This window comes from Nonomuraea sp. B12E4 (assembly GCF_039871825.1).
In the GTDB taxonomy this organism is placed as follows: Bacteria; Actinomycetota; Actinomycetes; order Streptosporangiales; family Streptosporangiaceae; genus Nonomuraea.
The window spans coordinates 363,642-382,365 of record NZ_JBDPME010000006.1 but is presented as its reverse complement, the minus strand read 5'-3'; the positions used below and the strand labels follow the sequence as shown (position 1 = coordinate 382,365).

Sequence of the window (18,724 nt, the reverse complement as noted above, 5' to 3'; positions counted from 1 at the left end):
CTACAGGCGTAGTGAGGGGAGGATCCGGAAATGTCCAGGGCTGTGGTGATCGGCGCGGGCGTCGGCGGGCTCACCGCCGGGGTGGCACTCCGCCGCGCGGGCTGGGACGTGACCGTCCTGGAGCGGGCGCAGAAGATCGACCCCGTCGGCGCGGGGCTGGGCGTCGCGGCCAACGCCCTGCAGGCGCTCGACACCGTCGGCCTCGGCGGGGAGATCCGCAAGCTGTCCCGGTTGCAGGGTCAGGTGGGGATCCGCCGCCCCGGCGGGCAGTGGCTGGTGCGGACCTCGGGGGACGACGCGGAGGCGCGCTTCGGGGACTCGATGGTGGTCACGTTGCGGGCGGCGCTGCTGGACGTGCTCATCGACGCGCTGGGGGCCGAGCGGGTCCGGCTGGGCACCACGGTGTCCGCGGTGGAGGTCGAGGAGGGCGTGGCGCGTACGGACGCGGGCGACTTCGAGGCCGACCTGATCGTGGCGGCGGACGGCATCCGCTCGGCGGCCCGGCAGGCGCTCTTCCCCGAGCACCCCGGGCCGGCGTACTCGGGGGTGACGGCCTGGCGCGCGCTCATTCCGGCCGGGGGCGACCTGACGATCCGGAGCACGGAGAGCTGGGGCCGGGGACTGGTGTTCGGCGTCCATCCGCTGGCGGGCGACCTCGTCTACGTCTACGCGACCGACGTGTCGCCTCCGGGGGCGGTCCACGGGGACGAGCGCGCGGAGCTGATCCGGCGCTTCGGCGGCTGGCACGAGCCCATCCCGGCACTGCTGCGCGCCGCCGATCCCGCCACGGTCATCCGCACCGACGTGTACTACTTCGACACGCCGCTGCCGGCCTTCCACCGGGGCAAGGTGGCGCTGCTCGGGGACGCCGCCCACGCGATGACGCCGAACCTTGGCCAGGGGGCCTGCCAGGCGATCGAGGACGCGATCGTGCTGGCCCACCTGGTCGGCGCCGACGAGGTCCCGGCGGCGCTGGCCGCCTACACGGCGGCGCGGTTGGAGCGGACGATGAAGATCGTGAAGCAGGCGATGGCCATCTGCAAGGTGACCAAGCTGCGGAATCCGGTGGCCGTGGGCCTGCGCGACGCCGGGATGCGGGCGGCGGCCCGGCTCAGTCTCGACCTCATGTTGCGCTCGATGGACGGGCTGCTGCGCTGGCAACCGCCGGAGGGGATGCCGGCCGCACGTCGCGACCGGTCGCCCGGGTAGGGCCTCAGTTCGCCTCGGAGGCGGCCGGCACCGGCCGGCGGGCCGGGGCGGCCGTGGTCGAGGCAGGGCGGGAGTGGTCGGGGGTCAGCCGGCCGAGGGTGATGGTGCCGCCGATGGTCAAGGCGCTGGCCAGCAGCGCGGGGACCGCGGTGGACGGGCTGGTGGGCAGGGGCTCGCCCAGCAGGATCGCGCCCGCCAGGACCGAGGTGATGGGATCCACGACCTGGACGCCGGCGTAGGCGATGCCGAAGTAGCCCACGGCGTACGAGCGTTGCAGCAGCACCACCGCGCAGACCAGCAGCACGGGAATCGCCAGGGTGAACCAGTGCACCAACCGGCCCCAGTCGCCCTGCATGCCGCCGCCGACCACACGTACGAACGTGGACACGCTCGCCGTCACCGCTCCCGCGCCCACCGACGTCAGCAGCGCCCTGTTCGCCCCGCGGACCCGGTTGGCCATGACATGGGTGACCAGGACGATCAGCCCGACCACGGCCAGGAAGCCCACGGCGGCGCCGTCGCTCAGCCTGGGGACGACGTTGTGCTGCGGCACGAGGAGCATGAGCCAGAGCAGGCCGACGGCCACCGCGACCGAACCGAGAATTTCCGCTTTGTACGGCTTACGGCCATACATGAACGCGGCCAGCGGCACGGCGAAAACCAGCGTGGCGACGCTGATCGGCTGGACGGCCACCAGCGGGGCGAAACTCAGGGCGACGGCGTGCAGGCAGGCGCCGGTGAACCCGATGACACCGCCGATCCACCAGCGAGGGCGTTTCACCAGTCTGAACGAAGCGCCCTCGGCCACGGCCTCGTACTGCTGCAGGGCTGCGCCGAGCGCGTATCCAAGCGCTCCTGCCAGGGCGATAATCAGGCCGACCCAGGTCATCGTCGCCCGCGCAGGGGCATGGATCCGTCCAAGAGCATGTGCTCCAGCTTATGAGGGATGGCAGCCTGTGAAATCCTACTTTAGACCGATCATTCCCTAGGACGGCCTCCGACCAGCGCGAACATACGCTGAGGAACGAGCTGCGCCTGCGAGGGACGAGGGTCCACATCGTACTCATCCCCCGCAGGCGGGAGGGCTCGGATCCGGGCGTCGCGGAGTCCCCCTACCGGCCGGGCGGCTCCTCAGTGGCCTCCTCGTCCAGGAACGGATCCTGATCGACCTCGTCCCCCAGGAACGGCTCGTCGTCGTCCAGGGGAGCCTCCGCGGTCGCGTCGTCCTGGTCCCGGCGGGCCGGGGCGCAGTCCTCGTCGCAGCCGCCGAAGCGCTCCATGTTCACCGGCGTGAACCGGGCCGGCGCCACCCCCCGCAGCGCCGCCGTCATCGTGTCCTTCCAGATGGGACCGGGCAGCGAGGCACCCTGGACCGAGCCGTAGTAGTGCCCGCCGATGGTGACGCCGGTGAGCTTGTAGCGCTGCGAGCCGCGCGGGTCGCCGATGCTGACCGCCCCGGCCAGATCGGGGGTGAACCCGGCGAACCAGGCGCTGGCGTACCCATCGGTGGTGCCGGTCTTGCCGGCCGCCGGTCGGCCGAGGCCGCCCACCCCGCGCATGGTTCCGTGAGTCAGCACCCCGGACAGGACGTACGCGGTCGCGTCGGCGACCTCCGGGTCCAACTCGCGCTCGCACCGCGGCTTGTAGTCGGTGGCCTTGCCGTCCCGGCCGGTGACGGAGGTGATGGCCAGCGGCGCGCAGTAGGTGCCGCGGGCCGCGATGGCGGCGTAGGCGGCGGCCACGGTCACCGGGTCGCTCTCGTTGATGCCGAGCGTGAACGTCTCGACCTCGCGCAGCTTCGTGCCGTCGGCCCGCTTGATGCCCAGCGACCGGGCGGTCTCGACGGTCCGGCACAGGCCCACCCGCTGCTGCAGCTCCATGAAGAAGGTGTTGACCGAGTCCCAGGTGCCGGTTTCCAGCGTCTTGAAACCGGGCGAGCCCTCGTCGTTGGTGACCGTCCAGGACGGATCTCCCGCGTTGCCGCCCGCGCAGTTCTTGAACGTGGAGTAGGCGGGCGCGGTGTAGCCGGCGCCGGCGGTGATGCCGTCGTCGATCTTCATGCCCTGCTTGAGCGCGGTGATCAGGGTGAACGTCTTGAACGTCGAGCCCGCCTGGAAGCCCGCCAGCCCGCCGTGCGCCTTGTCGGCCACCGCGTTGTAGGAGATCTCGTTCTTACCGGAGGTGCCGAACCGGCGGCTGGCCGCCATCGCCTTGATCTCGCCCGTGCCGGGCTCCACCAGCGCCTCGGCGGCCAGCGCGCGGTCCGAGGCGAAGACGCGCTTCTTGATGGCCGCCTCGGCCGCCTGCTGCGCCTGCGGGTCGAGGGTCGTGTGGATCTTGAGCCCGCCCAGGGCGAAGGTCTGCTCGCGCTGCCGCCGGGTGCCGCCGAAGGCGGGGTCGGCCAGCAGCTCGTGCCGTACGTACTCGCAGAAGTACGGATAGCGGCTCTCCTGGCAGCCGTTGGGCTCCTTGACGCCCTTGTAGCCGAGCTTGCGGGCCTTGGCCGCGTCGGCCTCCGCCTGGGTGATCCGGCCCAGGCCCGCCATCCGGTCGAGCACCACGTTGCGCCGCCGCAGCAGCAGGTCGCGCGCCTGCTTCCCGCGGTCCGGGCTGGTCGTGTTGGGGTCCTGCACGGCACCGGCGAGGGTGGCCGCCTGTGCCAGGTTCAGGTCGGCGGCCGACACCCCGAAGAAGCGCCTGGCCGCCGACTCCACGCCGTTGGCTCCCGCGCCGAAGTAGGCGATGTTCAGATATCTCTCCAGGATCTGGTCCTTGGTGTACTTCTGCTCGACGGCCATGGCGTGACGCAGCTCCTTGAGCTTGCGTGTGTAGCTGGCCTCCAGGGTCGCGTTCTTCTCCTTCTCGGAGGCCGCCGAGTTGAGCAGGACCTGCTTGACGTACTGCTGCGTGATCGACGAGCCGCCCTGGCTGATGTTCCCCGAGGCCAGGTTCTTGACCATGGCGCGGGCGGTGCCCTCGATGTCGATCGCGCCATGCTCGTAGAAGCGGTCGTCCTCGATCGCGACGATGGCCGTCTTCATCACGTCCGCGATGCGCGCCAGCGGTACGACCTTGCGGTCCTGCGCGTAGAACTGGGCGATCTGGTGGCCCTCGGCGTCGTACACCGTGGTCTTCTCCGGCAACGGCGGCTCCACCAGCGCGGCCGGGCGCAGGTTCAGCATGTCGGTGCCGGCGAGGACGGCGGCGCCCGAGCCGCCCACCGCGGGCAGCGCGAGCGCCGCGAGCACCACCCCGGCGGCGGTGGCGGCCACGACGAGCCGGAGGACGCCGGACATGCGAAAACGAGACTGCGAACTGGACATGACGCCCAGGACAGCACAATTTCCTACGCACTGTCCAAGACCGATATGAGTCGATCGCTGATATCTAAATCGGTATCATCCCCGGTCATCGGGCACCGCCCGCCGTCACGACGCTTCCGGGCACACGCAGAACAGGTGGCCGGCCGGATCCTGCAGCACGACCCAGCGGGTGCCCTCCTCCGTCACCCCCGGCTGGAACTCGGGCCGCGTCGCGCCCAGGGCCACGTACTCAGCCACCGCCCGCTCCACGTCCGGCACCCGGAAGTCCAGGTGGAACTGCTTGTCCGGGCTGGGCCACGCCACCGGCTTCCGGTCGGCCACCCGGCCGAAATAGATGCTCGTCGTGCCGTCGCCGACGGCGGCGTACTCGTCCTCCGCGTACTGAATGTCCCAACCGGTGATCTCGTGGTAGAACTCGGCCAGCTTCTTCGGCTCCGGGCAGTCGATGGTCACGGCCAGGAGCTTCGCCTTGGTTGTCATGCGGCCAGCGTTCCAGGCATACCTGCCATCCTCTGTCAGGTACCGGGAACCGGCGGGGTCACCCGCGCCGGGCGGCCGCCGTGACGCGCTTGAGGATGCGGTCCCACTCCGTGCCGAACGGGTTGTCCTGCACCAGGTAGGTCCACGTCGCCGTGGGCCGCTGCAGGTCGGGCTCCGGAGCCTCGAACGACTCCAGGGAGCGCCGTTCGACCTCCGCCAGCAGCGACTTGTACTCGGCCACCGCCTCCCGGTGGAACTCGTCGATCGGGCTCATCCGGCCCAGCGCCCGCAGGTGGATGCCCTCGCGCAGGTCCGTCAGGAACGCCAGGTGCTCGGTCCAGCAGCGGTCGATGGCGTGCAGGACGATCTGGCGGGCGGTCTCCTCCCTGCTCTCCTCGGGCATGTCGGCCCAGCGCTCGGGATCGGCCGACGACAGCGCCGTGGCGGCGGCGTTGCCGTGCAGGACCTTGTCGCGCCACTCCAGGATCAGCTCGCGCTGGTGCTCCAGCAGCCGGGTGTAGCGCCACGTGTTGCGGTGGATCTCCAGGTTGACGCCCTCGGCCACCCGCTGGGCGTGGCCCACGAGGTAGGCCCCGCGCCGGTGCCGGACGAGACCGTCGGCGTCGGCGGCGGGCGGCCGCTCGTCGGGCACGAACTGGGTGATCAGGTCGTCCTGCGTGCTGACGTAGAACACCGAGCCACCGGGGTCGCCCTGGCGGCCGGCCCGCCCGCGGAGCTGGTCGTCCAGGCGGCTGCTGGCGTGGCGGCCGGAGCCGATCACGTACAGGCCGCCCAGTTCGGCCACACCCTCTCCCAGGCGGATGTCGGTGCCGCGGCCGGCCATCTGGGTGGAGACCGTGATGGCGTCGCGCTCCCCGGCCCTGGCGATGATCCCGGCCTCTTCGGCGTCGTTCTTGGCGTTGAGCACCACCGGCTCCAGGCCGCGGCGCTGCAGCAGCTTGGCGAGGTTTTCCGACTCGGCCACGTCGAGGGTGCCGATGAGGATGGGCCGGCCGGTGGCGTGGGCCGCCTGGATCTCCTCGACCAGCGCCGCGTCCTTGTCGGGGACGGTCGGGTAGATGCGGTCCGGCTCGTCCTGCCTGACGCACGGCCGGTTGGGCGGGATGACGGCGACCTTGAGTCCGTAGAACTCGCCGAGCTGCTCGCTGACCGCCACGGCCGTGCCGGTCATGCCGCAGATGTGCGGGTAGCGGCGGATCAGGCCCTGAACGGTGATCGAGTCGAGGATCTCGCCCTTCTCACTCGGCGGCAGCGCCTCCTTGGCCTCCACGGCCGCCTGCAGGCCGTCCGGCCAGCGCTGCAGCAGCGCCACCCGGCCGCGCGAGGGGTTGATCAGCTGCACCTTGCCGTCGCGCACGATGTAGTCGACGTCGCGGGCGAGCAGCGAGTGGGCGTGCAGGGCCAGGTTGAGCTCGATGAGCGTGCCGGGCTCGTGCTCGTCGTAGAGTTCGACGCCGAGCAGGTTTTCCACGCTGTCGGCGCCCTTGGGGGTGAGGTAGACGTTGCGCGCCTGCTCGTCGATCTCGTAGTGGTAGCCGCGTACGAGCTGCCTGACCAGCGCCGCCATCTCCGGCACCGCGTTGCCGGGGTCGGTGGACCCGGCCATGACCAGCGGCACCCTGGCCTCGTCCACGAGCACGGAGTCGGCCTCGTCGATCAGGGCCACCTCGGGCGCGGGCACGATGATCTCGCTAGCGTCGGTGCGCAGCCGGTCGCGCAGCACGTCGAACCCGATCTCACTGACCGGCCCGTACGTCACGTCCTTGGCGTAGGCGGCCCGCCGCTCCTCGGGTGTGGAGTTCTGGCCGATCCAGCCCACGCTCACGCCGAGCGCCTCGTAGAACGGCCCCATCCACTCGGCGTCGCGCCGGGCCAGGTAGTCGTTCACCGAGATCACGTGAACGCGCCTGCCCTGCAACGCGTGCCCGGCCGCCGCCATGGCGCCGGACAGCGTCTTGCCCTCGCCGGTGGCCATCTCCGCGACCTTGCCGTCGAGCAGCGCGAGGGTGCCCAGCAACTGCACGTCGTAGGGGCGCAGCCCCAGCGTGCGGTCGGCGGCCTCACGCGCCACGGCGCAGAATTCGGCCAGATCGTCCATCGTCGGCACCGGCAGCTCGTCGAGCTTGGCGATCCGGTCGGCCCGCCCGTTGGCCGCCTTGACGGTCTTCAGGTAAGGGGTCAGGGGGACGCCGCCCGGACGATCCAGGAGGTTCCTGATCATTCCTTTGATTGAGGCCACAGTTCCTCCAACGCATGCTTCGCCGACACCGTTCCCTCTGCGCCTCCTTGCGCCGACTGTACGGGGCCCCGTTGGTGGGCTTCGAGGAAGCGGAGCGACGATACGGCAAGCGTCGCCGTACCGGACCTTAACTCATTTGGCGGCCCGTGCCGTCACACCGCTCCCGGCCGAGTCAGCCTGCTTCCGCGCGTATGGCCAGAACCGTGACCGCCGCGAGCAGCAACACGCACCCCGACCAGGCGAGAGGCGTGAGCCGCTCGCCGAACAGCACGACGCCGAGCACCGCCGCGCCCACCGCCTCGCCGAGGGAGATGATCGAGACCGTGGTGGCCCGCAGCGCGGTCAGCGCACGGAAGAACAGCCCGTACGCCAGCGCGGTCGGCACCGCCCCCAGATAGAGCAGCAGCCCCACGGAGGCCGCGCTCACCTCCGGCACCACCCCGCCGGCCGTCGCGAACGGGGCCAGGCACGCCGCCCCGACGAGGAACCCGCCGATCGCCGTGCCCCCCGCGTCGTCCCGGTGGTGCCGGGAGAAGAGCGTGACCCCGGCGTACCCGGCGGCCGAGGCCACGGCGAACCCGATCCCGGCCAGGGCTGAGGTCCTCGTCTGGAGCACGGTCTCGGCGGTGAGCAGGAACAGCCCGGCGAGCGCGGCGGCCAAGGCGGTGAGCGCGGTCCCGCCGAGGCGCTCGCGGAGCAGGAAGCGGCTGCCGAGGGCGGTGAAGACGGGGGTGGCGCCCATCGTCACCACGGTCGCGACGGCCACGCCCGAATGGGCGATCGAGGCGAAGTACGCGGCCTGGTACAGCGCCATGCCGGCCCCGACCGGCAGCACCCGCCAGCTCAGGCCGGCGGGGAGGGTCCGGGTGACGGCGAGGAGGAGGGCGGCGCCGATGAGGTAGCGCCACAGGGACACGCCGACGGGGCCGAGCCCGGCCGTCTCGAAGAGCAGCGAACCGGCGGCGCCGCCGGTGCCCCACGCGGTGGCGGCCACGGACACGTAGAGAGCGCCCCGCCGGGCGGAGACATGGGTCATGACAGGAGTTCTCCGGAGGGAGTGGTGGAAAGGGCCCGCTGGGCGGGCAGCACTCACCCCCGGATCGCTCAGACCCGGAAATCTCAGGAAATGCCGCCCGCTACTGGGCCGGCGGCGGGGAGCAGATCAGGTTTCGCGGCATGGCCCACACCCTAGTGCCGCACGCTCGCCCGCTTCATCCGGATATCGCCGCGCCGCCCTCGCCCCGAGGGTGGCGGGCGCGCCGGGTCGTCGAACCCAGGTGGTCGGCGGCGAAGTTCTCCATGCCGCCGAGCAGGGCGTCTCAGCCGGCGTTCAGGAGAGTCAGCGCCCACCCGGCCGAACACCACGAACCCCGACGTGGGCGGGCAGGCGATTGACGGCCGCCTGCCCGCAACCACTTTGCCAGGCGTTTACCCGCGGATGTCCGGGTAGCGGAAGCAAGCCCGACCAAGACGACAAGAAGAGAGGAAGGGAGCCCGATGGAGCTCTGGAACTATCGTCCTGACGTCTACGACCGCGGCACGAACCTGGACCTCGTGGGATACCACGTTCAGGCGACCGACGGAAAGATCGGGTCCGTCGACGAGGCGACCTATGAGGTCGGCGAGAGCTATCTCATCGTCGACACCGGTCCCTGGATCTTCGGCAAGAAGGTCATGCTCCCGGCTCAGGTCGTCACGAGCATCGACCCTCAGGAGCGCAACGTGTTCGTCGCGCGTACCAAGGCCGAGATCAAGGACGCGCCCGAGTTCGACGAGGGTGCGTTCAAGGAGCCCGCGTACCGGACGAAGCTTGGGGACTACTACGGCCGGTTCCCCGGGTGACCTCGGGCCATCCAGGAAGGGCCGCGCCTGCCGGGGCGCGGCCCTTCGCCATGTCCGGGCGTGTCCGGGGCGACCCGGCCGGCCAGGTCAGGGCCACTTCGGGTCGCCCAGCGGCTCGATGGGCCCCTCCAGCACGTCCAGCCGCTCCAGCAGGGTGATGAACGTCCTGGCGTACGGCGAGGGCGCGACCACCGCGGCCACCCGGGGCCAGTCCACCTGCTCGCGCATCGCCCGTACCTGGGCCAGCAGCGCGCCATAGTCGCAGGCGTGCTCCGACAGCGGCAGCAACCAGGTGATGACCAGATCGGTGGCCTCCAGCACGGGCACGATCACCGCCGACGCCTTCAGCGGCTCGGCCCGGTCGAGCAGTTCGTCGGTGATCGGCAGGTCGGACACCCGGAAGATCAGGTCCACCAGCCGCCCCTCGTCGTACGCCTTGACCAGCCAGTCCTCCGGCGGCTTGGCCGTCTGGAAGCCGATCCCGCGCAGCGCCTCCAGCGCGGCCGGCACGTCATGCTCGGTGAGCACGAAGTCCACGTCGTGCAGCGAGGGCGCCGCGCCCCGCGCGTACGCCGCGCACCCGCCCGCCAGCGCGAACTTCACTCCGGCGTCCTTCAGCCCGGAGCTGGCGCGCTTCAGCGTGTCGAGAATGGCGTCAGTGACCGCGTGCCCGTGGCTGCTCATGTGACCGGGCTACCCCGACGATCGTCCGCTAGACGTTTAGCCGAGGAGTACGCGTACGGCCTCGGCGGGTCGCTGCGGACCGGCCGCGACCCGCCTCCACCGACCCGCCTCCACCGAGCCGACGAAGCCGGCGGGCCGCCGGGAACGCCGGACCACCTCGTACGAGGGAGAAATAACGGAATGCCGTCCCAGTCTTTCCCTTGACCCTTGCTCCCGGGAAAAAAATGTTAAGGAAGGATGCTCGGGGGCAGTTGCAGTTCATGGCTACTTTGCTTTGGATCATCGCGGTAATCCTCGTCATCTCCGGGATCTACGTGATCCTGGCCCGGCGCGACCTGCTCTGGGGGATCGTGCTCATCGTCCTCGGATTCCTGGTCGGGCCCGGCGGGGTAAGCATCTTCAATGTCTAGTGGCGTGAGCCACCCGGTTCCCGCCCATCGGCCGCTGGGCCGAACCTCGAGAACGACCCAGCGGCCCCTAGTTTTGCCGAAATATCGTAAATTGATCTCCTCATTCCCGTTTCCGCGGGCATGAGGAGCGTGTGAGCAAATATCCGCCGTTGGGCCGTTACGGAACCGGCGCTGCCTCGGCGAGAATCCGTGACCAGCTCGCACGGCTCCGGCATCGCATGCGGAGCGAGGCCATCCTGGACGAGGCCACCGCGAGGCTGGCCGTCGAGCTGAACATCCGGCCCGCCGAGGCGGCCGAACGGCTCGTCAGGCAGGCCCAGCACAGTGGGCTCGACCTGATCTCGGTGGCCAAGGGCGTCGAGCACCCGGCGGAAGAGGCGGCGAAGGTGCCCGACGTGCCCGAGTGGGTGCACAGCATGCTGGAGGCCGTACACGCCTCAGCCCTCTATCTCGCCCCGATCAAGGACCCCGCGGGCAGGGTCGTGGACTTCCTCATCGTGGCCGCCAACCGGCACGCCAGAACGGTCTCCGGCCGCACGGCGGACGAGCTGACCGGGCGCCGCCTGCTGGTCGTCAGCCCCGGCGTGGCCAGCTCGGGGCTGCTCGACGACTACATCGCCGTGTTCGAGACCGGCGACTCCGTGCACCGGGAGCCGCTGGAGTTCGTGGAGGTGCGCGACTACCTGCTCTGGCCTGCCACGCTGAGCGTGCGCGCGGCCCGGGTGGACGACGGGCTGCTGGTGAGCTGGCGGGTGCTCGACGACGAGGAGTTGCTCGTCTCCGGCTGGGAACGCGCCCAGCGCCTGGCCGAGCTGGGCTGGGGCGAGTGGAACCTGGCCACCCGGCGCGCCTTGTGGACCTCCCAGATGTATGAGATGTTCGGCCGCGACCGCGCGGACGGGCCACTGCCCCTGGAGGAGCTGCCCACCGCGGTGGTGCGGGAGGATCTGCCGGTCGTCGAGGACGAGCTGCGCTCGCTGCTGGAGCACCGGGAGGCGGTGGAGGCCGAGTTCCGGATCCAGCACCGGCACGGGGTGCGGCATCTCAGCCTGTTCAGCGAGCCGATCCTCGACGCCGAAGGCGTGCCGGTCAAAGTGCGCTCCCTGGTCCAGGACGTGACCAGGCACCGGCGCCGGGAGCGGGCCCTGGCCGTGGCGCACGAGCAGGCCCACCGGCAGCGGGAGCGGGCCGAGGAGGAGCACCGGGTCACCGTCCAGCTCCAGAACACGATCCTGCCGGTCCGCCGCGGCCTCGTCCACCTGCCCGGGATGACCGTCGGCGTGCGTTACCTGCCCGGCGAGGAGCTCGGCCGGCTCGGCGGCGACTGGTTCAAGGCCCGGCCCATCCCCGACGGCCGGGTGCTGCTCGCGGTCGGCGACGCGATGGGGCACGGGCTGACCGCGGCCAGCATCATGCTCCAGACCCGCTCGGGGCTGGCCGGTCTCGCCTACACCGGCGCCGAGTCCGGCCGGCTCACCACCTGGCTGAACGACCTGATCGTGCACTCCAACGAGGGCATCACCGTGACGGGGACCGCGATCATCGGCCACTTCGACCCGGAGGACCGCTCCTTCCGCTGGACGAACGCCGGCCATCCGCCCCCCGTCCTGGTCAGGAACGGCAAGGCCGAGCCGGTGACCGGGACACCGGGGATGATGCTCGGGGCGTTCGACGCCACCGAGTACGCCACCACCCACACGCCTCTCGAACCGGGCGACACCCTGCTGCTCTACACCGACGGGGTGGTCGAACGGCGCGGCCAGGACGTTGACGCCGGCATACACGCCCTGGTCCAGGCCGCCCACAACTGCGTCGGGGACGATCCCGAGGCGATGATCGACTGCGTGCTCAAGCGGCTGGGCGGCGACGACGCCGAGGACGACGTGTGCATCATGGCCGCACGAGTGCTCTGAGCCCCGCGGGCGGGGTCAGAAGGTGTCGCAGCCGATGCAATAGACGGCGTAGGCCTTGCCCAGCACCGGCATCGCCACATTACGCACCCTGATGCCGTCGGGGGTCATGCCCTTCTCGCTGCCCTTGTGCGCGTGCCCGTGCAGGATCAGGTCGGCACCCGCCGTGTCGACCGCCTCGGCCAGCAGATAGCTGCCCAGGAACGGGTAGATCTCGGGCGGCTCGCCCTCGAGCGTCTCCTTGATCGGGGAATAGTGCGACAACACCACACGCTGGTCGGCCACGATCTCCTTGAGCGCGACCTTCCACGCCTCGGCGATGTAGCGGGTGTGGGACACGAAGTTCTTGATCTCGCGCTCGCCGAACTCGCTCGCGCACTTCCCCGCGAACCCGCCGCCGAAGCCCTTCCCACCGACCACGCCGAGTTTCCGGTCGCCGCACTGGATCACGGCCCCGTCGTCGTCCAGCACGACGACCCCGGCGTCCCGCAACTCAGCGGCGATCTCGTACTGCAGGTCGGAGTGGTAGTCGTGGTTGCCGAGCACGGCGACGACCGGGATCGGCAGGCCGCGCAACTCGTCGGCGACCAGCCGGCCCTCCTCCAGCGTGCCGTGCCGGGTCAGGTCCCCGGCCAGCATGAACACGTCCGCCCGGTCCTCGATGCCGGCCAGCCTCTGCCGGTACTGACCCCTGACGTCCTCGCCCAGATGAATGTCGCCCACGGCCGCTATGCGCAGGTCAGTCAAGATGCTCATCCTCTCCGGGCTCGTGGGCCTCGACGACCTGGATCTCGTTGTGCAGGTGGAAATCAGGCGCGGTTTCGTGGGCCACCTCGCCGAGCCGCAGGCGCTGCTCGGCACCGCTCACCTGGCCGCGCAGGAAAAGCTGGTCGCCTCGGATGTCGACGCGGATGCCGAGCTCGTGCGTGCGCCCGTCCTCGGCCAGCGCCTGCTGGACACGAGCCGCGACGTACTGCGGAGCCTCCATCACTCGCCTCCTTCTTATGTCGGCCGCATGCCCGGCTAAAGAGCACTCAAACAGCACGAATCATGTCAACAACCGCCCGCTCTGCCGTGCCCGCCGTGGCGAGTTGCCTCGGAATGGCCAGGGCCTTGATCCGGGCGAGCGTGGCGGAGTCGCGCACCGGGCGCCCGTCCGGGCCGAGGTAGCTGAACCCGCGCCCCCGCCGGCACCGCACGAACCCCGGCTCGCCTTGATCACTGAGGCGCAGAACGAGCGGCCCTTTTCCGGACTTGGGACGTGGGTCGGACACGCCGGGCGCAGTACCCAAAGTGTTAATGCGCAAACCATCAGGGCAGGTGACCGACATGTCCGATAACCGAGGTGAACCCGACCGCGGAGAGTGGTACGAGCAAAAGTCCGACCGGGGGCATGCCATGGTCCCCGCCACCCCGCGTGACGTGGTGCACGTGAGAGTGGGCTCGTTCCTGCTGATGTTCCTGTTCGCATTCGCCGTGCTGGGACTGATCGCGCGCGCCCCGGTCATGACGGCCGTCGCGATCCTGCTGGGCATCGCCACCGTGGTCGACATGGTGCTGGCCGTACGACGTCAGAAACAACGACGGGACGGAGAGGCAGGCTGATTTCGACATGGCACCGCTGAAAGGGCGGGTCGTGGTGGTGACGGGCGCGAGTGGCGGGGTCGGACGCGCGGTGGCCCGGGAGCTCGGCGCCCGCGGCGCCGACGTGGCCCTGCTGGCCCGGGGAACGACCGGCCTGGGTGCGGCCGCGGTCGACGTGGGGGTCGAGGGCGGCAGTGGCAAGGTCTACGAGGCCGACATCGCCGACTACGACCAGGTACGGGAGGCGGCGGAGCGGATCGAGGCGGAGATGGGCCCGATCGCGGTCTGGATAAACACCGCTTTTTCCTCAGTTTTTGCCAAATTTCCGGATATCTCCCCGGAGGAGTACGCCCGGACGACGGCGGTGACATATCTGGGCTACGTCTGGGGCACCAAGGTGGCCCTGGACCTGATGATCCCCCGCAACGGCGGCACGATCGTCCAGACGGGGTCGGCGCTCTCCCACCGCGGCATCCCGCTGCAGTCGGCGTACTGCGGCGCCAAGCACGCCATCAAGGGCTTCACGGAGTCGGTCCGCACGGAGCTCCTGTCCGACCACAGCAACGTCCACCTCACCCTGGTACAGCTCCCGGCTCTCAACACCCCGCAGTTCGAGTGGGTCCTGTCCAAGCTCCGCCGCCACCCCCAGCCCGTCCCGCCGATCTACCAGCCGGAGGTCGCGGCCAGGGCGATCGTGTACGCGGCCGAGCATCCGGAGCGCAAGGAGTACTGGGTGGGCGCGAGCACGGTGGCGACCCTGCTGGCCCAGCGGGCGGCCCCGGCCCTGGTGGACCGCTACCTGGCCAGAACCGGCAAGCAGGCGCAGCAGACGGACGAGAAGGAGCCGAGCGGGGTGTCGAACCTGTGGGAGCCCGCCGACGAGGTCCGCGACTACGGCGCCCACGGCACCTTCGACGACCGCGCCCATCCGCGCAATCCCCAGTTCTGGTTCTCCCGTCACCGCATGCCGATCCTGCTGACGGCCCTGGCGGGAACGGCGGCCGCACTCGCCGCCCGCCGTCTGCGCAGGCACTGACTCCCGCGGGGCGGGCCGGGCGACCGGTCCGCCCCGCGGGAGCGGCCTGAAACGGGCGGGCGGGCGAGGCGAAGCAGAGGGCGTCAGGGGCGGGGGCGGGCAGACGCCGGAAATCTTCTCAAGGAGGTCATGATGGCTGAACACGACTTTCCCTACCTGACCGAACTGGCGGCCCAGTTGCGGGTCGACTCCGTACGAGCGGCCGCGGCGGCCGGGTCCGGCCATCCGACCTCATCCATGTCCGCCGCCGACCTCATGGCCGTGCTGTTCGCCGGCCACCTGCGCTACGACTTCGACCGGCCCGAGAACCCGGCCAACGACCAGCTCATCTTCTCCAAGGGGCACGCCTCCCCGCTGCTCTACTCGCTCTACAAGGCGTGCGGGGTCATCGGGGACGAGGAGTTGCTGTCGTTCCGCCGGCGGGGCAGCCGGCTCGAAGGGCATCCGACGCCGCGGCTGCCGTGGGTGGACGTGGCCACCGGGTCCCTGGGGCAGGGGCTGCCGGTCGGGGTGGGAGTGGCGATGGCCGGGCGGCTGGCGCGGCTGCCGTACCGGATCTGGGTGTTGTGCGGCGACAGCGAGCTGGCCGAGGGGTCCATCTGGGAGGCCGCCGAGCACGCCGGACACGAGGGGCTGGACCGGCTGACCGCCATCGTGGACGTGAACCGGCTCGGGCAGCGCGGGCCGACCCGGCACGGATGGGACACCGGGGCCTACGCGCGCAGGTTCGGGGCGTTCGGCTGGCACACGGTCGAGATCGACGGGCACGATCCCAAACAGATCGACCAGGCCCTGGCGGACGTCGGCAACGCCCGGGGGCGGCCCACCGTGATCCTGGCCAGGACCCGCAAGGGCGAGGGGGCGCTGGAGACCGAGGATCGCGAGGGCGCCCACGGCAAGGCGCTGAAGGATCCCGGCAAGGCCATCGACGAGCTGGGCGGGGCCAGGGACGTACGGATCAGCGTGCAGGAGCCGCCGGCCGGTGCCCGGCCGCACCGGTTCGAGAGCGGGGCCATGAGCCTGCCCTCCTACCAGGTGGGGGAGAAGGTCGCGACGCGCACGGCGTACGGAGCGGCGCTGGCGGCGCTCGGCGCGGCCCGGGGGGACGTCGTGGCGCTGGACGGCGAGGTGGCCGACTCGACCAAGACCGAGGAGTTCGGGAAGCGGTTCCCGGAGCGGTTCTTCGAGATGTACATCGCCGAGCAGCAGCTCGTCGCCGCCGCCGTCGGGCTGCGGGTACGCGGCTGGACGCCGTACGCGGCCACGTTCGCGGCGTTCCTGACCAGGGCGTACGACTTCATCAGGATGGCCGCGGTGAGCCGGGCGTCGATCCGGCTGGTCGGCTCGCACGCGGGTGTGTCGATCGGGGAGGACGGGCCGTCGCAGATGGGGCTGGAGGACCTGGCCATGCTGCGGGCCGTCCACGGGAGCACGGTCCTCTACCCGTGCGACGGCAACCAGGCGGCCGCGCTGACCGCGGAGATGGCCGACGTCGACGGGGTGGCCTACCTGCGGACCACGCGCGGGGACACGCCGGTGATCTACCCGCCGGGCGAGCGGTTCCCGGTGGGCGGGTCGCGGGTGCTGCGGCACTCGCCCGGCGACCGGGCCACGATCGTGGCGGCCGGGGTGACCGTGCACGAGGCTATGGCGGCGGCCGACGACCTGGCGGCGGCCGGGATCCCGGTGGGGGTGATCGACCTGTACTCGGTCAAGCCCGTCGACTCGGCGGCGCTGATCGAGGCGGCCACCACCACGGGCAACCTGGTCACGGTCGAGGATCATCGGCTGGAGGGCGGGCTCGGTGACGCGGTGATGGACGCCGTCAGCGAACTCGGGCCCCGGGTGGTGAAGCTGGCCGTCACGGAGTTGCCCGGCTCGGCCACGCCGCAGGAGCAGCTCGCCGAGGCCGGCATCGACCGCCACGCCATCGCCGAGGCGGTCAAGCACTCGTTGTGACGGCTCCCGCCCGAAGTGACGCCCGGCCCGCACCCGCCTGCGGGCCGGGCGTGGCTCGGGCACCGGGGCGGAGAGGGCGGGCATGGGTGAGGGCCGACGACGTTTTCGTCGGCCCTCCGTCGAGAACGGCCGGCCGGGGCGAAGGGCCGGGCCCGAGGCAACCGGTCAGCGCGCCCTCGCCGTGGCCTTCCTGTTGGCCTTCTTGATGGCGCCCACCAGCTCCTGCTTCGTCATCCGCGTCCGCCCCTGCACGCCGAGCTTGGCGGCCAGCTTCTGCAGATGCTCCTTGCTGGCGTTGGCGTCCACGCCCTCTGCCGTCCGGCCGGACCTGTCCGTCGCGCCCTTGTCCGAAGGGCCCTTCTTCGCCTTCGGCTCCCAGTGGTCGCCGACCTTCTCGAAGGAGTGCTTGAGCGCGGCGAAGGCCGTCATGTGAGCGCGCCGCCCCTCGCCGTACGTCTCCACGGCCGAGTCGTGCGCCTTGATCCAGGTGTTCTGTGCCTTCTTCGGCGAACGCCTGATGGTCGACGGCAGCTCTTCAGCGGCTGGCATGTCGATTCACCTCCTAAAGCGGTGGTTCGTCGTAGCGCCGGCGTTCCTCGTACACCTTCGTCCTGTGGACTTGGGGCTCCTCGTAAACCTCGGTGCGGTGCACCGGCTCGTCGATGGGGCCCACCGCCCTGCGGGCGACGGCGATCCGGTAAATCCCGATCAGGAGCCCCGCCAGACCCCCGAGCATGAGGACGACACCCACGACGTTGATGTCCAGACCGGCGAGGTCGAACTCGACGGCCCAGGTAAGGATCGCGCCGAGCATGATGAGGATGATGCCTCCGGCGATGGTCATGATTACCTCCTTGCCACGAAGGAACCTCTATCCACATGTCGAAAAACAAACCAGTGGTCGTGGTCGGACTCATGGGCTCGGGCAAGACGACGGCGGGCCGGCTGATCGCCGAGGCGCTGGGCCTGCCGCTCAGCGACAGCGATCCGTTCCTGCGGAAGGAGCATGAGGGGACCGCGGCCGAGCTCGCCGCCCGCGAGGGCGCCGCGGCCCTGCACCACTACGAGGCCGACCACGTGCTGCGCGAGCTGGCCGGGGAGCCCAAGGTGATCGCGGCGGCGGCCAGCACGGTCGAGGATCCCCAGGTGCGGGCGGCGCTGCGCGGGGCGTTCGTGGTCTGGGTGGACGCGGCCGACGAGGTGCTGGCCGCGCGCATGAAGTCGAGCGACCACCGCCCCGACTTCGACCCGGCGGCCATGCGGGCCCGCCGCGCCCCGTACTTCCGCGAGGTGGCCGACCTGGTGTGCGACGTCGGCGTGGCCGGTCCTGAGCGGGTACGCGACGCCGTACTGGAGAGAATGGGTTTGCCCGGCGGCGGCGAGGGCTGATAGCCAAGGGGGATGTTCGCTGAGAAGCCCACGCTGACGGGTGAGCTCGTGACGTTGCGCCCGGTGGGTCCCGAGCACGTCGAAGACCTGCTCGAACTGGTCACCGACCCCGTGGTGCGCCGGCTGACGGGCTCGCACGGCGCGTTCGACCGCGACCGCGCCCTGCTGTGGTATTCGACCAGGGCCGAGCACCCCGACCGGCTCGACCTCGCGATCACGGCGGGCGACGACTGCGTGGGTGAGATCGTGCTCAACCAACTCGACACCGACAATCTGTCCTGCAACCTGCGCATCGCGCTGGCCGGCTCGCGGGCGTTCGGCAAGGGGTACGGCACCGAGGCGATCGCCCTCGTCCTGGACCACGCCTTCACGACGACCCCGCTGCACCGCATCAGCCTGGACGTCTTCGCCTTCAACGAGCGGGCGCGGCACGTCTACAAGAAGCTCGGCTTCGTCGAGGAGGGCGTGCAGCGCGACGCCCTGCTGTGGGACGGCGAGTGGCACGACTCGGTGATCATGTCCGTGCTCCGGCCGGAGTGGCCGGCAAGATCTGGAAGCCTGGCATAATGATCATGACGCATGGGTCCCCCGAGGCGCGCGGGGGACCTGTGGCGTCGCTTTCTGACAACCAACGGGCG

19 protein-coding genes are annotated in these 18,724 nt (G+C 70.8%); 9 read left to right on the top strand and 10 right to left on the bottom strand.

Annotated features, from left to right (window positions below):
- Positions 1-30: 30 nt before the first annotated feature.
- Positions 31-1,209, top strand: a complete 1,179-nt coding sequence (locus ABGB18_RS17660; RefSeq protein WP_347696586.1) for an FAD-dependent monooxygenase — start codon at positions 31-33, stop codon at positions 1,207-1,209.
- A gap of 4 nt (positions 1,210-1,213) precedes the next feature.
- Here the strand turns inward: ABGB18_RS17660 and ABGB18_RS17655 are convergent, their stop codons facing one another.
- The 5 genes from ABGB18_RS17655 to ABGB18_RS17635 form a co-directional block, all read right to left on the bottom strand.
- The gene (locus ABGB18_RS17655; RefSeq protein ID WP_347696585.1) at positions 1,214-2,098 is read right to left on the bottom strand and encodes a hypothetical protein; all 885 of its coding nucleotides are present in this window, start codon (positions 2,096-2,098) and stop codon (positions 1,214-1,216) included.
- A gap of 223 nt (positions 2,099-2,321) precedes the next feature.
- Entirely contained in the window at positions 2,322-4,505 is a 2,184-nt protein-coding gene (locus ABGB18_RS17650; RefSeq protein ID WP_347696584.1) for a transglycosylase domain-containing protein, read from the bottom strand.
- A gap of 132 nt (positions 4,506-4,637) precedes the next feature.
- On the bottom strand, positions 4,638-5,012 hold the full coding sequence (locus ABGB18_RS17645) for a VOC family protein (protein ID WP_347696583.1): 375 nt from the start codon (positions 5,010-5,012) through the stop codon (positions 4,638-4,640).
- A 58-nt stretch (positions 5,013-5,070) separates the two neighbouring features.
- Positions 5,071-7,254: an accessory Sec system translocase SecA2 gene (gene secA2 / locus ABGB18_RS17640; RefSeq protein WP_347696582.1), complete on the bottom strand. Its 2,184-nt coding sequence runs from the start codon at positions 7,252-7,254 to the stop codon at positions 5,071-5,073.
- A 190-nt stretch (positions 7,255-7,444) separates the two neighbouring features.
- Positions 7,445-8,308: an EamA family transporter gene (locus tag ABGB18_RS17635; RefSeq protein WP_347696581.1), complete on the bottom strand. Its 864-nt coding sequence runs from the start codon at positions 8,306-8,308 to the stop codon at positions 7,445-7,447.
- A gap of 461 nt (positions 8,309-8,769) precedes the next feature.
- On the opposite strand from ABGB18_RS17635, the gene ABGB18_RS17630 reads away from it, so the two are divergent.
- Positions 8,770-9,114 carry a PRC-barrel domain containing protein gene (locus tag ABGB18_RS17630; protein ID WP_347696580.1) on the top strand — a complete coding sequence of 115 codons (345 nt, stop codon included), beginning with the start codon at positions 8,770-8,772 and terminating at the stop codon, positions 9,112-9,114.
- A gap of 87 nt (positions 9,115-9,201) precedes the next feature.
- Here ABGB18_RS17630 and ABGB18_RS17625 read toward each other — a convergent pair whose 3' ends face one another.
- Positions 9,202-9,798 (bottom strand): nucleotidyltransferase, encoded by a 597-nt coding sequence (locus ABGB18_RS17625; protein ID WP_090938641.1) that lies wholly within the window; start codon positions 9,796-9,798, stop codon positions 9,202-9,204.
- A 260-nt stretch (positions 9,799-10,058) separates the two neighbouring features.
- Between ABGB18_RS17625 and ABGB18_RS17620 the strand changes: the two genes are divergently transcribed.
- A complete protein-coding gene (locus ABGB18_RS17620) occupies positions 10,059-10,208 on the top strand; it encodes a GPGG-motif small membrane protein (RefSeq protein ID WP_165959640.1) in 150 nt (49 codons plus the stop codon).
- Positions 10,209-10,426: 218 nt separating this feature from the next.
- Entirely contained in the window at positions 10,427-12,121 is a 1,695-nt protein-coding gene (locus tag ABGB18_RS17615) for a SpoIIE family protein phosphatase (RefSeq protein WP_347696579.1), read from the top strand.
- Between the two features lie 15 nt (positions 12,122-12,136).
- Here the strand turns inward: ABGB18_RS17615 and ABGB18_RS17610 are convergent, their stop codons facing one another.
- Together ABGB18_RS17610 and ABGB18_RS17605 are read right to left on the bottom strand one after the other, a co-directional pair.
- Entirely contained in the window at positions 12,137-12,874 is a 738-nt protein-coding gene (locus ABGB18_RS17610) for a metallophosphoesterase (RefSeq protein WP_347696578.1), read from the bottom strand.
- The gene (locus ABGB18_RS17605) at positions 12,858-13,106 is read right to left on the bottom strand and encodes a BON domain-containing protein (protein ID WP_347696577.1); all 249 of its coding nucleotides are present in this window, start codon (positions 13,104-13,106) and stop codon (positions 12,858-12,860) included. Before ABGB18_RS17605 ends, ABGB18_RS17610 begins: the two co-directional genes overlap by 17 nt.
- Positions 13,107-13,447: 341 nt before the next feature.
- Here ABGB18_RS17605 and ABGB18_RS17600 point away from each other — a divergent pair, with 341 nt between their 5' ends.
- From ABGB18_RS17600 to ABGB18_RS17590, 3 genes are all read left to right on the top strand, one after another.
- Entirely contained in the window at positions 13,448-13,723 is a 276-nt protein-coding gene (locus ABGB18_RS17600; RefSeq protein ID WP_347696576.1) for a hypothetical protein, read from the top strand.
- Positions 13,724-13,730: 7 nt separating this feature from the next.
- Positions 13,731-14,738 (top strand): SDR family oxidoreductase, encoded by a 1,008-nt coding sequence (locus ABGB18_RS17595; protein WP_347696575.1) that lies wholly within the window; start codon positions 13,731-13,733, stop codon positions 14,736-14,738.
- Positions 14,739-14,867: 129 nt separating this feature from the next.
- Entirely contained in the window at positions 14,868-16,697 is a 1,830-nt protein-coding gene (locus ABGB18_RS17590; RefSeq protein ID WP_347696574.1) for a transketolase, read from the top strand.
- Positions 16,698-16,862: 165 nt separating this feature from the next.
- On the opposite strand, the gene ABGB18_RS17585 is transcribed toward ABGB18_RS17590, so the two are convergent.
- Both ABGB18_RS17585 and ABGB18_RS17580 read right to left on the bottom strand, forming a co-directional pair.
- On the bottom strand, positions 16,863-17,246 hold the full coding sequence (locus ABGB18_RS17585; protein ID WP_347696573.1) for a ChaB family protein: 384 nt from the start codon (positions 17,244-17,246) through the stop codon (positions 16,863-16,865).
- Positions 17,247-17,259: 13 nt separating this feature from the next.
- Positions 17,260-17,541, bottom strand: coding sequence for a hypothetical protein (locus tag ABGB18_RS17580; RefSeq protein WP_347696572.1), 282 nt, complete (start codon positions 17,539-17,541; stop codon positions 17,260-17,262).
- A 35-nt stretch (positions 17,542-17,576) separates the two neighbouring features.
- Here ABGB18_RS17580 and ABGB18_RS17575 point away from each other — a divergent pair, with 35 nt between their 5' ends.
- Together ABGB18_RS17575 and ABGB18_RS17570 are read left to right on the top strand one after the other, a co-directional pair.
- Positions 17,577-18,086 (top strand): shikimate kinase, encoded by a 510-nt coding sequence (locus tag ABGB18_RS17575; RefSeq protein WP_347696571.1) that lies wholly within the window; start codon positions 17,577-17,579, stop codon positions 18,084-18,086.
- A 12-nt stretch (positions 18,087-18,098) separates the two neighbouring features.
- The gene (locus tag ABGB18_RS17570; RefSeq protein ID WP_347696570.1) at positions 18,099-18,653 is read left to right on the top strand and encodes a GNAT family protein; all 555 of its coding nucleotides are present in this window, start codon (positions 18,099-18,101) and stop codon (positions 18,651-18,653) included.
- Positions 18,654-18,724: the final 71 nt, after the last annotated feature.